This is a genomic window from Aeromonas sp. s5, assembly GCF_040907865.1.
Lineage (GTDB): Bacteria > Pseudomonadota > Gammaproteobacteria > Enterobacterales > Aeromonadaceae > Aeromonas > Aeromonas dhakensis.
Genome location: NZ_JBFOCO010000023.1, coordinates 350,157 through 364,280 on the forward strand (window position 1 = coordinate 350,157; position 14,124 = coordinate 364,280).

Annotated in this window: 12 protein-coding genes; 8 read left to right on the forward strand and 4 right to left on the reverse strand. The window is 64.9% G+C overall.

Annotated features, from left to right (window positions below; genetic code table 11):
• The first annotated feature begins 25 nt into the window (after window positions 1–25).
• The 3 genes from AB5Y94_RS14345 to AB5Y94_RS14355 are packed head-to-tail and all read left to right on the forward strand — an operon-like array spanning window position 26 to window position 3,843.
• Entirely contained in the window at window positions 26–1,390 is a 1,365-nt protein-coding gene (locus AB5Y94_RS14345) for a sucrose-specific PTS transporter subunit IIBC (RefSeq protein ID WP_368205898.1), read from the forward strand.
• The gene (locus AB5Y94_RS14350; protein WP_368205900.1) at window positions 1,390–2,805 is read left to right on the forward strand and encodes a glycoside hydrolase family 32 protein; all 1,416 of its coding nucleotides are present in this window, start codon (window positions 1,390–1,392) and stop codon (window positions 2,803–2,805) included. The genes AB5Y94_RS14345 and AB5Y94_RS14350 overlap by 1 nt, the downstream gene beginning before the upstream one ends.
• Before the next feature lie 27 nt (window positions 2,806–2,832).
• On the forward strand, window positions 2,833–3,843 hold the full coding sequence (locus AB5Y94_RS14355) for a substrate-binding domain-containing protein (protein WP_279451282.1): 1,011 nt from the start codon (window positions 2,833–2,835) through the stop codon (window positions 3,841–3,843).
• Between the two features lie 61 nt (window positions 3,844–3,904).
• Here the strand turns inward: AB5Y94_RS14355 and AB5Y94_RS14360 are convergent, their stop codons facing one another.
• The 3 genes from AB5Y94_RS14360 to AB5Y94_RS14370 all read right to left on the reverse strand — a co-directional run bounded on the left by AB5Y94_RS14360 (window position 3,905) and on the right by AB5Y94_RS14370 (window position 5,806).
• The gene (locus AB5Y94_RS14360; protein WP_005302996.1) at window positions 3,905–4,633 is read right to left on the reverse strand and encodes an MgtC/SapB family protein; all 729 of its coding nucleotides are present in this window, start codon (window positions 4,631–4,633) and stop codon (window positions 3,905–3,907) included.
• Between the two features lie 186 nt (window positions 4,634–4,819).
• Window positions 4,820–5,194, reverse strand: coding sequence for a hypothetical protein (locus AB5Y94_RS14365; RefSeq protein ID WP_005302994.1), 375 nt, complete (start codon window positions 5,192–5,194; stop codon window positions 4,820–4,822).
• Window positions 5,195–5,620: 426 nt separating this feature from the next.
• Entirely contained in the window at window positions 5,621–5,806 is a 186-nt protein-coding gene (locus tag AB5Y94_RS14370; protein ID WP_368205902.1) for a DUF2892 domain-containing protein, read from the reverse strand.
• A gap of 88 nt (window positions 5,807–5,894) precedes the next feature.
• Between AB5Y94_RS14370 and AB5Y94_RS14375 the strand changes: the two genes are divergently transcribed.
• From AB5Y94_RS14375 to AB5Y94_RS14395, 5 genes are read left to right on the forward strand one after another with little or no spacing between them, the layout of a single operon-like run.
• The gene (locus AB5Y94_RS14375; RefSeq protein ID WP_010633372.1) at window positions 5,895–6,209 is read left to right on the forward strand and encodes a helix-turn-helix transcriptional regulator; all 315 of its coding nucleotides are present in this window, start codon (window positions 5,895–5,897) and stop codon (window positions 6,207–6,209) included.
• Window positions 6,209–6,622, forward strand: a complete 414-nt coding sequence (locus tag AB5Y94_RS14380; protein ID WP_010633373.1) for a YeeE/YedE family protein — start codon at window positions 6,209–6,211, stop codon at window positions 6,620–6,622. Before AB5Y94_RS14375 ends, AB5Y94_RS14380 begins: the two co-directional genes overlap by 1 nt.
• Before the next feature lie 12 nt (window positions 6,623–6,634).
• Entirely contained in the window at window positions 6,635–7,081 is a 447-nt protein-coding gene (locus AB5Y94_RS14385; protein WP_368205904.1) for a DUF6691 family protein, read from the forward strand.
• A 36-nt stretch (window positions 7,082–7,117) separates the two neighbouring features.
• A complete protein-coding gene (locus tag AB5Y94_RS14390) occupies window positions 7,118–8,167 on the forward strand; it encodes an efflux RND transporter periplasmic adaptor subunit (RefSeq protein WP_368205906.1) in 1,050 nt (349 codons plus the stop codon).
• A complete protein-coding gene (locus AB5Y94_RS14395) occupies window positions 8,160–11,345 on the forward strand; it encodes an efflux RND transporter permease subunit (protein ID WP_368205908.1) in 3,186 nt (1,061 codons plus the stop codon). Before AB5Y94_RS14390 ends, AB5Y94_RS14395 begins: the two co-directional genes overlap by 8 nt.
• 69 nt (window positions 11,346–11,414) lie before the next feature.
• Here the strand turns inward: AB5Y94_RS14395 and AB5Y94_RS14400 are convergent, their stop codons facing one another.
• Window positions 11,415–13,850 carry a diguanylate cyclase gene (locus tag AB5Y94_RS14400; RefSeq protein WP_368205910.1) on the reverse strand — a complete coding sequence of 812 codons (2,436 nt, stop codon included), beginning with the start codon at window positions 13,848–13,850 and terminating at the stop codon, window positions 11,415–11,417.
• Window positions 13,851–14,124: the final 274 nt, after the last annotated feature.

The window sequence follows — 14,124 nt, forward strand, 5'->3', positions numbered from 1 at the left end:
GACGGCGGGCCATAAGAGGAAGAATATGAATATCAGTGCGATAGCCAAGGATCTGGTGCCCCTGCTCGGGGGCAAGGAGAACATCGTCAGCGCCGCCCACTGCGCCACCCGGCTGCGGCTGGTGCTGGCGGACGACAGCAAGGTGAACAAGGCTGCCATCGACAAGCTGGAGGGGGTCAAGGGGTGCTTCAGCAACGCCGGCCAGATCCAGGTGATCTTCGGCACCGGCCTGGTCAACAAGGTCTATGTGGAGTTCGTCACCCTGACCGGGACCGGTACCGCCAGCAAGGCGGAGCTGACCGACCTGGCGGCGGCCAAGCTCAATGTGGCCCAGCGGCTGGCGCGGACGCTTTCCAACATCTTCGTGCCCATCATTCCGGCCATCGTCGCTTCCGGCCTGCTGATGGGGCTGCTCGGCATGGTGCGCACCTATGGCTGGGTCAACGCCGACAGCGCGCTCTTCATCATGCTGGACATGTTCAGCTCGGCGGCCTTTGTCATCCTGCCCATCCTCATCGGCTTCACCGCGGCGCGCGAATTCGGCGGCAACCCCTATCTGGGAGCGACGCTGGGAGGCATTCTGACCCACCCGGCGCTGACCAACGCCTGGGGGGTGGCCGGTGGCTTCAAGACCATGGACTTCTTCGGGCTCGATGTCGCCATGATCGGCTATCAGGGCACCGTCTTCCCGGTGCTGTTGGCGGTCTGGTTCATGTCCCACCTGGAGAAACAGCTGAGAAGGCGCGTCCCCGATGCCCTGGATCTCATCCTCACGCCGTTCCTGACTGTCATCATCACCGGCTTCGTGGCGCTGCTCTTCATCGGCCCCGCCGGGCGGGTGCTGGGGGATGGCATCTCGTTCGGCCTGAGTGCCCTCTATGAGCAGGCGGGCTGGCTGGCAGGTCTGGTGTTTGGCGGCACTTATTCGCTGATCGTCATCACCGGGATCCACCACAGCTTCCACGCCATCGAGGCGGGCCTGCTGGCCAACCCGGCCATCGGCGTCAACTTCCTGCTGCCCATCTGGGCCATGGCCAACGTGGCTCAGGGCGGCGCCTGTCTCGCGGTCTACTTCAAGACCCGCGACGTCAAGATCAAGGCCATCACGGTGCCGGCGGCCATGTCCTGCCTGCTCGGCATCACGGAGGCGGCCATCTTCGGCGTCAACCTGCGCTACATCAAGCCCTTCCTGGCCGGCCTGTTCGGTGGGGCCTGTGGCGGCGCCTACGTGGTGGCGGCCAAGGTGGGCATGACGGCGGTGGGCCTGACCGGCATCCCGGGCATGGCCATCGTCCAGCCCATGAGCCTCATCCACTACGTCATCGGCCTGGTGATCGCCTTTGGCGCCGCCTTCGTCGCCTCCTACCTGCTCAAGTACAAGGTGGAGTGATGAAGGAAAGCCATCTCCTCAAACAGGTTGTCCGGTCCCTGCTGGCCGGCCAGCTCAAGGCTGTGGCCGATCCCCATCGGCCCCGCTGGCACCTGGCAGCCCCGGTGGGGCTGCTCAACGACCCCAACGGCTTCGTCGAGCACGACGGGCGCTACCACCTCTTCTACCAGTGGAACCCGCTGGGTTGCGCACACGCCAACAAGGGCTGGGGTCACGTTACCTCCACCGATCTGCTGCACTGGCAGCACGAGCTGCCGGCCCTGCTGCCCATCGAGCCCTACGAGCAGAGCGGCTGCTACTCAGGCTCGGCGGTGAGCGACGAGCAGGGGCGCCTGACTCTCATCTACACCGGCAACGTCAAGTACCCGGACGGTAGCCGTACCGCCTACCAGTGTCTGGCCCGCGCCGACGGCATGGGCGGCTTCGAGAAGCTGGGGCCGGTGCTGGACCTGCCCGCAGGCTACAGCGGCCACGTGCGCGACCCCAAGGTGTGGCACGATGGCCGGCAGTGGCTGATGGTGCTGGGGGCCCGCACCCTGGATGACAAGGGGGAAGTGCTGCTCTATCGCGGCGACGCTCTGGATGGTTGGACGCTGGTCGGCCCCATTGCCGGCAGCGGGCGCGGGGGCCTCGGCGAGTTCGGCTATATGTGGGAGTGCCCGGATCTGTTTGCACTTGGTGAGCGCCATGTACTGATCAGCTGCCCTCAGGGCATAGCGCCTCGGGGGGAGGATTATCGCAACCTCTACCAGTGTGGCTGGCTGGCGGGCGACTTCGACGGCGAGCACTTCGCGCACGGTGCCTTCCACGAGCTGGACCGAGGCTTCGAGTTCTACGCCCCCCAGACCACCCAGGACAGCCAGGGGCGCCGCCTCTTGTTCGCCTGGCTGGGGTTGCCGGAGGAGAACGAGATGAGCCAGCCCACCGTCGAGCATGGCTGGATCCACCAGATGAGCTGCCCACGGGAGCTGTTCTGGCAGGACGACTGGCTCTGCCAGCGGCCGGTGGCGGAGATCGCGGCCCTCAAGGGGGCTCCGACCCGCTTCGAGGGAGCGCCGGACGAGCTGCCTGCCCTGGCCATCGACTCGGCCTGGCTGGACCTGGCCTTGAGCGGGGAGGGACGCCTCGGGTTCGGCGCCGTGGCCGAGCTGGTGTGGCAGCCGGGGCGCCTTGTCCTGCGCCGGCAGAACTGGCAGAGCGGGGAGTGGGAGGAGCGAGGCTGCCCCTGGCTTGGGGGGAGCATCACCGTCTTGTGCGACAGCTCCAGCCTCGAGTGTTTCGTCGATGGCGGTCGCCAGACCCTGTCTACCCGCTACTTCCCCGGTGAAAACCCAGTACTTTCCGCACGTTGTGACGGTGATGACAGCAAAATTTGCCTCGATCACTGGCCGCTGGCGGCCTGCCTTGTACAATAGCCCGGTGTCAGTTTGCCGGGAGGTCAGGTGGAGAAGAAGAAACGGATCACGATTGCCCAGATAGCCACGCTTGCGGGGGTCTCCAAGGCCACCGCCAGCCTGGTGCTCAACGGCAAGAGTGCGGAGTACCGCATCGCCGACGACACTCGCAAGCGGATCCAGGCGGTGGCGGACGAGTGCCACTACCAGCCGAGCATCCATGCCCGCTCCCTGCGGGCGGTGCGCAGTTACACCTGGGGACTGGTGATCCCCGACCTCACCAACTTCGGTTTCGCCAGCATCGCCCGCGCCCTTGAGGCCCACTGCCGGGAGGCGGGGATCCAGCTGCTCATCGCCTGCTCCGAGGATGACCCCACCCTGGAGCAGCGGGTGGTGGACAACCTTATCAGCCGCCAGGTGGACGGCCTCATTGTCGCCTCCAGCGGCCACAGCGACGACATCTATGCCCGCATCCACGACCGCCTGCCGGTGGTGCAGCTCGACCGCCACATCGGCGAGTCACGCCTGCCGATGGTGATCTCGGATGCCTGCAAGGCCACCGCCGAGCTGGTGCAGGACATGGCGGCCGGCTGCGGGGAGGAGATCTACTACTTCGGCGGCCTGCTGGATCTCTCCCCCAGCCGCCACCGGCTGGCAGGCTACGAGCTGGGGCTGCACCGCGCCGGGCTGGAGGCCACATCAGACCGGGTTCGTCACCGCGACTACCAGCCAAGCTCGGGTTATCAGCTGATGGCCGAGCTGGTGGCCGAGCTCGGCGCGCCGCCCAAGGGGCTCTTCACCGCCTCCTTCACCCTGCTCGAAGGGGTGCTGCGCTACCTCAACGAGGCGGGCCTGATGGAGACGGGCATGCGCCTGTGTACCTTCGACGATCACGACCTGCTCGACTGCATCCCCATGCGCATCGACTCGGTGGCCCAGGACTGCCCGGCCCTGGCCCGCGCCGCCTTCGAACTGATGCAACAGCTGATTGCGGGCAATCCCCCCACCCAGACCGCCCAGGTCATCCTCCCCAGGGTGCGCTGGCGCAGCCGCCGCTAACCCGAAAAGATGAAAAAGCCCCGCCAGTGCGGGGCTTTTTGCTATTGGGCGAGATCTCGTCTCAATCCGTGGTACTGGCGCGCCAGAACACCTGTTTGATGTGAGGGTGGATGCCGAGTTTCACCATCAGGGCGTCGAGCTCGTCGCCATCGATGGAGGTGGCCAGCAGCACCGCAGATATCTCCAGATCCCGCTCGCCGAAGGGCTCGATGTCGAGCTCGCTCAACGGATAGTTGGCCTGCTCCAGCATCTCTTCCAGCCAGTGCAGCACCTCCTTCTGGTATTCGCGCTGGGTGAGGGCGGTCACCCGGTAGGTCACCTCGGTGTCTGTGTTGTCCACCGGACGGCGGTTGATCTGGTTCACCAGCGGGCGCAGCAGGGTGTTGGCGGCCAGCACGAAGAGGGCGCCGAGGATCGCCTCCATGGCCAGTCCGGCCCCGCTGGCGGCGCCGACCGCGGCCACTCCCCACAGGGTGGCCGCGGTGTTGATGCCGCGGATGTTGCCCGACTCGCGCATGATGACGCCGGCGCCGAGAAAGCCGATACCGGAGACGATGTAGGCCACCACGTGCACCACCCCGTAGGTGCCGCCGTGCAGGTCATAGATGCGCTGGGCCAGGTTGACGAACAGGGCCGCGCCCACCGCCACCAGCACATTGGTGCGCAGGCCCGCGGTACGCTGGCGGTACTGACGCTCCAGCCCCACCAGACTGCCGAGCACGAAGGCGAGCAGCAGGCTGGCCAGGGTGTCGAGCAGGGAAATCATGTCCAATTGTTGCCACATTCTCATGGCGTACTCCTTCTGTTGCAGATGGCCTTCCTGAAGGCGGTCGAGGATTCCCTTGCCTGATCCCCGTGCGTGAAGACCATCACCTCATCGAAAAAACGCACGGAAAGCCCGGCCATGCTGGATGGCGGGCTGGGCTGCGAAACGGATTGAAAGGGGCCAGCGTGGCTGGCCCCGGTTATGGCTTGCTCAATTGAGCGCCGGTTCAGGGTCGCGGCGCGGATGCAACTCCCAGCGGACCGGGTGATGTACCCCCACCTGGTGCACGAACTGCACCAGATAGCGCCGCTGGGGCGGGGTGCAGTGCAGATTGAGCACCAGCTCCCGCCCGCCGCTGCGACCGGGTCGCAGGGACTGCAAGGGGTGCAGGCCCGCCGGTTGCAGGGTGTGGTTCACCAGATCCAGCACCTGCTCCATGTCGGCCCGATCCTCGCAACGGATCTGCAACCGGTAGTGGTGTTGGCGCTCCTTGCCACGCAGCCAGAGCGGCAACAGGCCGCGACCCAGTCTGCTCAGCAGGGGGTGAGTCCGGTTGGTTACGGACAGGGTTGAAATAAAACGCATAGCAGCCTCCTTGTGGGAAGCAGAAACTATGCAGGCATGGCGGCCATGGCTTTTGGCCAATGGTCACCAGACGTCAAGTGTAAAAAGAGAAGAGGGGAGTGGATTTCCGCTTCTCGCAGGGCTGCGAGCATGCGGCAGAGGATGACCTGCGGCTAGCTCGCGACCTGGGTACCGACGACGAGGGTCGGTCTACAACTGTCACTTGATGAGTTGCCCACTGATGGTCTCCGCTGTTGATGGACGGCCTGATGGTACTCATCCAGAGCGGTGGGGTAAAGCCTCATCGCCTATTTAGCAACATTTAGATACAAGTTCGTCAATAGTCGGGGCCGGCTGGCTACCTCCATGGCCATAAGAGGGCGGCGAGATGCCCCGCCCTCCTTATTTCGCCCCAGATGGCAGGTTTTTCTCTACCTTGGCGCGCCGCTATTTCAGCCCCAGCCGTTTGAGGATCATTGCGGCCGGGCAGAAGCCGGTGAAGGCGCTCTGGATCAGGTTGACCCCGACAAAGACGCTCAGCCAGACAAAGCCCGGGTGCACCCAGGCGATGAGCAGCAGCGACAGCAACAGCATGCAGCCCGCGACCACTCTTACTCCGTTTTCTACTGTCATGACCTTCTCCTTATTTAATTTAGATATTGCTAATTTAGTTTCGCTTTATACAATAGAACCAAATATCAGAAATTGCTAATTTACTCCCATGAGCCAATTCGACGAGATGAACAGACACGCGACGGCCGCCGCCTCCCTGCTCAAGGCGCTGGCTCATCCCGAACGCCTGATGGTGCTCTGTCAGCTGGTGGAGGGGGAGAAGGGAGTCGGGGAGCTGCTGGCCCGCAGCCAGCTCGGCCAGTCGGCCTTCTCCCAGCAACTGTCGGTATTGAAGCGCCAGGGTCTTGTCCGCTCGCGCAAGGTCTCCCAGCAGATCTACTACTCGCTGGTGAGCGAGGCGGCCGCCGATGTGCTGGCGGCGTTGCAAACCCATTTTTGTCACTCAGAAAATAAGGAATCTTGATGATGGAAAGCCAATGGCTGCTCTCCCTGGGGGGCGGCATGCTGGTGGGGCTCGCGGCCCTGATCCTGATGCTGTGCAACGGCCGGGTGGCCGGGATCAGCGGCATCCTGGCCGGTGCGCTGCAACACAGGGCGCCGTGGCGACTGCTCTTCCTGCTGGGGTTGGGAGCGGGAGCCTGGCTGGCACTGACGCTGGGTTGGGCCAGCATGCCTGCATTCACCGCGCTGCCCGCCTGGCCGCTGGTGCTGCTGGCCGGGCTGCTGGTGGGCATCGGCACGCGTTTTGGCAATGGCTGCACCAGCGGCCACGGCATCTGCGGCATGGGGCGGCTCTCCGTGCGCTCCATAGTAGCGACCCTCACCTTCATGGCGACCGGTGTGCTGACCGTGTTTCTGACTCATCATCTCTTCTAGGAGGCTATTGCGATGACCTTGTTGACAAGTCTGCTCGCCGGTTTGCTGTTTGGTCTGGGTCTGGCCATCTCCGGCATGATAGACCCCGCCCGGGTCACCGGTTTTCTCGATCTGGCCGGCGCCTGGGATCCCAGCCTGGGGTTCGTGATGGGGGGCGCCCTGCTGGTCTTCATGCCGGGTTATTTCTTGCTGGTGAAGCCGCGGCGCCTGAGCCTGCTGGGAGAGCCCATGGCTGTGGTGCCTGCCACCAAGCTGGATCGTCGCCTCGTCGGGGGATCTGCCCTGTTCGGCATAGGTTGGGGATTGGTGGGGATCTGCCCGGGGCCTGCCTTGAGTCTCATTTCCAGTGGCCAGCCCATGATATTGTTGTTCGTAGCCGCCATGGTGGCCGGGATCTTGCTGGTTGATCGGGTCCTGGTGAAGGTGCGGGAGAAGCGCTGCCACGCCCGCTCCGCCTGAATGGATTGCCCCTGCTGCCGGGGAAGGAGGACTATCATGGAACCGATCCGCTTGCCGGGGGCCATTCTGCTGGCCGTGACCTCTGCGCTTGTCTTTCCCATGATGCTGTCGACGGCATGGTCTGCCGAGACGAATGGCGAGGCGGCCCTGACACTGGTTCCCCGTCAGGTGACCGACTGGCTCACCCTGGATGGCACCGTCAGTGCCATCCATCAGGGGACGGTGGCGGCCCAGACTGGCGGTCGGGTCTCCCGCATGCTGGTGGATGTGAACGATGAGGTGGTGGCCGGACAGCCCCTGCTCGAGATCAGCGGCAAGGAGCAGTTTGCCGCCGTGACCGGCGCCGAGGCGCGACTGGCCCGGGCCCAGGCCCAGCAGGTGGAAGCCGAGCGCCAGCTCGCCCGCTTCCAGGCGCTGATTGCCAAGGGGGTGATCACCCGCGCCCAGCTCGACAGCGCCCTGGCGAGCGACAGATCTGCCCGCGCCGAGGTGAACGCCGCCGAGGCGGCCCTCACCCAGGCTCGGGAGGCCTACGGCTATACCCGCATCCTCGCCCCCTACGCCGGGGTGGTCACCAAGCGGCTGGTGGAGTTGGGGGAGACGGTGGCCCCCGGGACGCCGCTGCTCTCGGGCTTTTCCCTTGATGCCCTGCGGGTGGAGGTGGAGCTGCCCCAGTCCGCGCTGGCCCTCGCCGGCCAGCCGTCGGATGCGCAGGTGCTGCTGCCGGATGGTAAGGCCGTTACCCCCCTCAAACTGACCCGCTTCAACTATGCCGACAGCCAGAGCCACGCCTTTCGGCTGCGCCTCGATCTGCCGCCGAGCACGGCAGGGGTGCTGCCCGGCATGTGGCTCAAGGTGCAGCTCAAACAGGGCGAACGTCAGCTGCTGCAGGTGCCGGAGCAGGCCCTGCTCAGGCAGGGTGAGTTCAGCGGTCTCTATCTCAAGCAGGGGGATGGCTGGGTGCTGACGCCGGTGCGGGTCGGCCATTGCCAGGCAGGGCAGTGCGAGATCCTGGCGGGCGTCCAGAGCGGCGATCGGGTGGCACCGGATGGCTGGGCGCGCCAGCAGGCGGTGGCCCATGAGTAACGACGCTCACGACAGCAAGAACAAACTGGGGCCAGCCGGCCGGTTGGCGGCCCTGTTTCAGGGCTCGGCCATCACCCCGTTGCTGGCGCTGGTGGGGCTCTTGCTCGGCCTCTTTGCGGTGCTGGTGACCCCCAAGGAGGAGGAGCCGCAGATCGATGTCACCTTCGCCGACGTCTATATCCCCTTTCCGGGGGCCAGCCCGGCGGAGGTCGAATCCCTCGTCACCACTCCCGCCGAACAGGTTATTTCCCAGATAAAGGGGATAGACACCCTCTACTCCTTCTCTCGCCCGGACGGCGCCCTGCTGGTGGTGGTGTTCAAGGTGGGGGTGAGCCGTGAGCAGGCCATCGTGGATCTCAACAACCAGCTCGACTCGAACCGGGACTGGCTGCCCCAGGGGCTTGGCGTCGGCCAGCCGCTGGTCAAACCCAGGGGGATCGACGATGTGCCCATCGTCAGCCTGACGCTCTGGGGCAAGCAGCTGGGGGCCGCCGAGCTGACCCGGGTCGCCCACGAGCTGGAGACCGAGCTCAAGCGATTGCCCGGCACCCGCGATATCTACAGCCTGGGCGGCCAGCGCGCCGTGCTGCGGGTGATGCCGGATCCGGCCGCCCTCAGCGCCCACGGCATCAGCTGGGGTGAGCTCAACCAGCGGCTCGCCGCCGCCAACCAGGCGGGCAACGAGCAGGCCGTGGTGCAGGACAATCGGGAGATCAAGGTGCAGGTGGGGCAGTTCCTGCAAAGCGAGCAGGAGGCCCGCGAGCTGGTGGTGGGCCTGCACGATGGCAAGCCGGTCTACCTCGGCGAGGTGGCCCAGGTGTCCCTTGGGGAGGAGACCCCGGTGCAGCGCAGCTGGATGGGGCAGGGGGAGCAGAGCTATCCGGCAGTGACCCTGGCTATCGGCAAGCAGCCGGGGCAGAACGCGGTGGAAGTGGCCAAGCGGGTGGAGGCCCGGGTCGAGAGTCTCAAGAACCGGCTCATCCCGGCCGGGGTCGAGGTGACGGTGACCCGTGACTATGGCGTCACCGCCGAGACCAAATCCAACACCCTCATCGGCAAGCTCATCTTCGCCACCACCGCGGTGGTGCTGCTGGTGCTGGTGAGCATGGGGTGGCGCGAGGCGCTGGTGGTGGGCATCGCCATCGTCATCACCCTGGCACTGACCCTCTTTGCCAGCTGGGCGTGGGGCTTTACCCTCAACCGGGTGTCCCTCTTTGCCCTTATCTTCTCCATCGGCATCCTGGTGGATGACGCCATCGTGGTGGTGGAGAACATCCACCGCCATCGCGGCCTGGGCAAGGGATCCCTCAGGGACCTTATTCCGGGGGCGGTGGACGAGGTGGGTGGGCCGACCATTCTCGCCACCCTGACCGTGATCGCGGCCCTGCTGCCGATGGCCTTTGTCAGCGGCCTGATGGGCCCTTACATGAGCCCCATTCCCATCAATGCCAGCATGGGGATGCTTATCTCCCTGCTGGTGGCCTTTATCTTTTCCCCTTGGCTGGCGGGCCATCTGCTCAAGCGCGAGGGGCATGTCGCCCACGGCGAGGCCAGGGCCGGCCTCTTTCAGCGGCTAATGACCCCCTTCCTGATCGGTGAGGGAGCCAAGGGGGCCAGACGCAAACTCTGGCTGGGGGTCTTGCTGCTGGTAGCGGGCGCCGCCGCCATGCCCATGGTGCAATGGGTGGTGCTCAAGATGCTCCCCTTCGACAACAAGTCGGAATTTCAGCTGGTGCTCGACATGCCGGAGGGGGTGACCCTGGAGCAGACCGAGCGCACCCTGCTGGCGGTGGGGCGCGAGCTGGCCAAGGTACCGGAGGTGAAGGATTACCAGGTCTACGCCGGCAGCGCCGCCCCCATCAACTTCAACGGGCTGGTGCGCCACTACTTTATCCGCAGCGGTGCCAATGTGGGGGACATCCAGGTCAATCTGGTGGACAAACACGAGCGCCATCGCAGCAGCCACCAGATTGCCCAGTCGGTGCGCGCCCCCTTGCAGGCCATCGCATCCGCAGCCGGCGGCAACCTGAAAGTCGTGGAGGTGCCCCCCGGCCCGCCGGTCTGGTCACCCATCGTCGCCGAGGTGTATGGCCCCACGCCGGATCAGCGTGAGGCGGCGGCCCGCGCCGTAGAGGCCCGCTTCGTGGCGACGGTGGATCTGGTGGATGTGGACATCTATCTGACCGACCCTCAGCCCAAGTGGCGGCTGGTGGTGGATCGCAGCAAGGCGGTCCGCTTCGGAGTCGATCTCGGCGATCTGGTGGCGACCCTCAACGGCGGCGTGGGCTATCAGGATGCCAGCTGGCTGCACGGTCAGGGCGCCAAGTACCCGGTACCGATCCGTGTCGAGCTCGCCTCCGGCGACAAGCGGGATCTGGCCGGCATCCTGGCGCTCAAGGTGCGCAGCCAGAGCGGCCAGCTCATCCGTGTCTCCGAGCTGGTGAGCCGCCGTGACGAGGTGGCGCCGAGCTACATCATGCACAAGAACATGCGGCCCATGGTGATGGTGGTGGCCGACATGGGGGGCCATGCCGACAGCCCCCTCTACGGCATGTTTGCCGCCGGTGCCGACATCGACCTGCCCCAATATTACGTGCAGCAGCCGGATAAATTGGGGGAGGTGGCGCTGTTGTGGGACGGGGAGTGGAAGATCACCTACGAGACCTTCCGAGATATGGGCATTGCCTACGGAGTGGGGATGATCCTCATCTACCTGCTGGTGGTGGCCCAGTTCCGCTCCTATCTGGTGCCGCTCATCATCATGGCCCCCATCCCGCTCACCCTGATCGGGGTGATGCCGGGCCACGCCCTGCTGGGGGCCCAGTTCACCGCCACCTCGATGATCGGCATGATAGCGCTGGCCGGGATCATAGTGCGCAACAGCATACTGCTGGTGGACTTTATCGAGCAGCAGCGGGCGGCGGGTACGGCGTTCGAGCAGGCGGTGATCGGCGCCGCCCAGGTGCGGGCCAAGCCCATCCTGCTGACGGCGCTGGCGGCCATGATAGGAGCCCTGTTTATCCTCGATGACCCCATCTTCAACGGCCTGGCCATCAGCCTCATCTTCGGCATTCTGGTCTCCACCCTGCTCACTTTGGTGGTGATCCCGCTGCTCTACTACAGCCTGATGTCGCGCCGGGCGGAGGGGGGCGCGGCAGATGTGCCGGGCGCTCAATGACAGAAGGGCCACCCGGGTGGCCCTTCTCGTTTCACACGTTCAGGGAGGAGATATGCCGGCTGGCGGGGCTCAGCGCCCCTTCATCAGCGGGAAGTAGCGCCGGTCGGCCTGGCTCATGTGGCCGACCACCAGCTCCTGAATGATGAAGTTGAGCAACTCGTCGTTGCCAAGGGTGCCCGCCCTGGCGGCGGTCATCAGCTGGTCAGCCTTTTGCAGCAGCAGCTGGTGGTCTTGCTGGTGGCTGGTGAACTCGGGGTAACCCAGCTCGGCCAGCACCTGCTCTTCGAAGGTGAAGTGGTGGCGTGCCACGTCGAACAGATTCTCCATGCACTCCAGGAACAGGGCGGGGTGCTCCTGGTGATCCTTCATGTGCTCCAGCAGCCGGTTGGTCAGCACGAACAGCTGGCGATGCTCGGCATCGATGCGCGGGTGGCCGCACTCGTGGCTGCTCTGCCACACCAGCGAGCCCTGTTCCGGATCCAGCCCGGCGGTATAGAGACAGACCCGGCCGCGCCCTCGTCCCTTGGCCTGATACATGGCCTGATCGGCGTGGTGCATCAGGGTCTTGGGGTCGGTGCCGTGCTCCGGGTAGAGGGCCACCCCTATGCTGCTGGAGATGCGCAGCTCCTGCTCCTCGTCGATGCGAAACGGGTGGCGCAGGCGCTGGTGCAGGTGGTCGGCCACCGTCAGCGCCTCGTCACCGGTATCGGGCAGCAGGATCACGAACTCGTCCCCGCCAAGGCGGGCCACCAGGTCCCGCTCCCGCACGCAGTGGCGCATCCGCTCGGCCACCATGTTGAGCAGCACGTCACCTGTCTCATGACCGAAGGTGTCGTTGATCGGCTTGAAGTGGTCGAGATCGATGAACAGCAGGGCGAGCTGGGCCACCTTGCCCTCCATGACCTCCTTCAGCCGCTGCTGCAGCAAGCGGCGGTTGGGCAGGTTGGTGAGCGGGTCGTAGAAGGCGAGCCGGCGCATCATCTCCTCCCTGGCGGCCCGTTCGGTGATGTCGCGGGTGACCCCCAGGATCGCATCAGGCTGGCCCTGCTCGTTGCCGTGCAGGGTGGTGATGGTCTCGGTGGCCACCAGATGTCCCTCCTTGTGACGCAGCTGGGTACGAATGACACAGCGGGTCTGCTCGTGATCGCCGCGTTGCCAGGCGGCGAGGGAGCCGCTCAGCTCGGCGCGCAGCTGCTTTCTGGATGTCTCCGGAATAAGCTGCCTGAGGGGGAGGGTGAGCACATCGGTGGGGTCGTAACCGCTGAGCGGCTGGATGGCGGGGCTGACATAGCGAAAGCGCAGGGTGGTGGTGTCCATGGTCCAGATGACGTCGGCACTGTTCTCCGCCACGAAACGGTAGTGCTGCTCGCTCTGGGCCAGCTCGCGGGTCAGTCGCTGTCGGCCACGCGCCTCCTGGCGCAGGCGCAGATAGAGGTAGCAGAAGATACCGAGCAGGGTCAGCAGGGAGAGGGTGATCAGCATGGCCACCGCCACGCTCTTGTCGAGCAGCTGGCGCTGCTGGCGGATCCGCTCCCGATCCGGGTTGTAGAGAAAGTGCTCCAGGTCGGGCAGGGCCGACAGCAGGCCGGCATCGAGATAGTTCCTGGCGATCTGCTGCCAGCGCTCCGGCTGCATGTAACCGGGCTCGACCAGATCGGGCTGCATCAGCTCCCGGGTGGTGTCGGCCTCGAACTGCAGCAGATCACGGCCGGCGCCGCTCGGGTACTTGGTCACGATCCAGTCGATCATCTCGGCCGGGTTGTCCATGGCGTAGCGCCACCCCTTGAGGGTCGCCTGCTGGAAGGCATAGACCCGCTCCGGCCGGCTGCTCAGCTCGCGTTCCGAGGTGAACAGGTTGTCACCATAGAAGTCGAAGTCGATGCTGCGGGGGGAGAACACCCGGTAGGGGATGCCCATCTTGGTCAGATAGAAGGGCTCGGTGGTGCTGTAGGCGCTGATGGCATCCGTCTTGCCCGCCAGCAATGCCTTCAAGCCCTGCCGGTAGGGCTGCTTTATCCAGCTCTCCGGTGGCGTGTGGCGGTTGAGGTAGATCTGCAGCTCCTGGGAGCCGGGCTCCAGCATCAGCCGCTTGCCCGCCAGATCCGCCGGCTGGCGAATGTCGGATCGCTCCAGGGTGAGCAGCACCAGTGGCGAGTGCTGCAACATGGAGGCCAGCACCACGATGGGCTGGCCGCTGGCGCGGGCCAGCAGCAGATCACTGCCGCTGATCCCGAACTGGGCATTGCCCGACATCACCTCGTTGACCACATCGGTGCCGGTCATGGCGGGTCGCAGCGTGACATCCAGACCGGCGGCTCGATAGAAACCCTTGGCCTGGGCCGCGTAATAGCCGGCAAACTGGAACTGGTGTTGCCAGGGCAACTGCACTGTCACCTTGTCAATCACCGCCTTCGACGGCGGTGAAAAAAAGGCGCAAAACATCGCCGAGCCAAGCATTGGCAGGTACCAGAGCAGGCGATGAAGGGAGGAATTTACGACGCTCATACTCATTCCTCTCGGGAGACGATGGTCCGTCCTAGAGTCAAACAATTCCTTGTTGCCCGCAAGGGGGCGAAAGGGCGCTATAACAGGGGATGCGTAACAGAAAAAATGATTTCTGTGTCATTCATCACATTTGGCCTTCCTGCTCGTTATTTTTGGCAATTAAGCGAAGAATTACGGAGCCATATGACCTATAAAAATGGTCGCATTTTAGTCGTATTTGATTGTCGATTACCTCAATAAGCGCGAGTGTTTGGGCTCTTTTTAGCGCAATGCG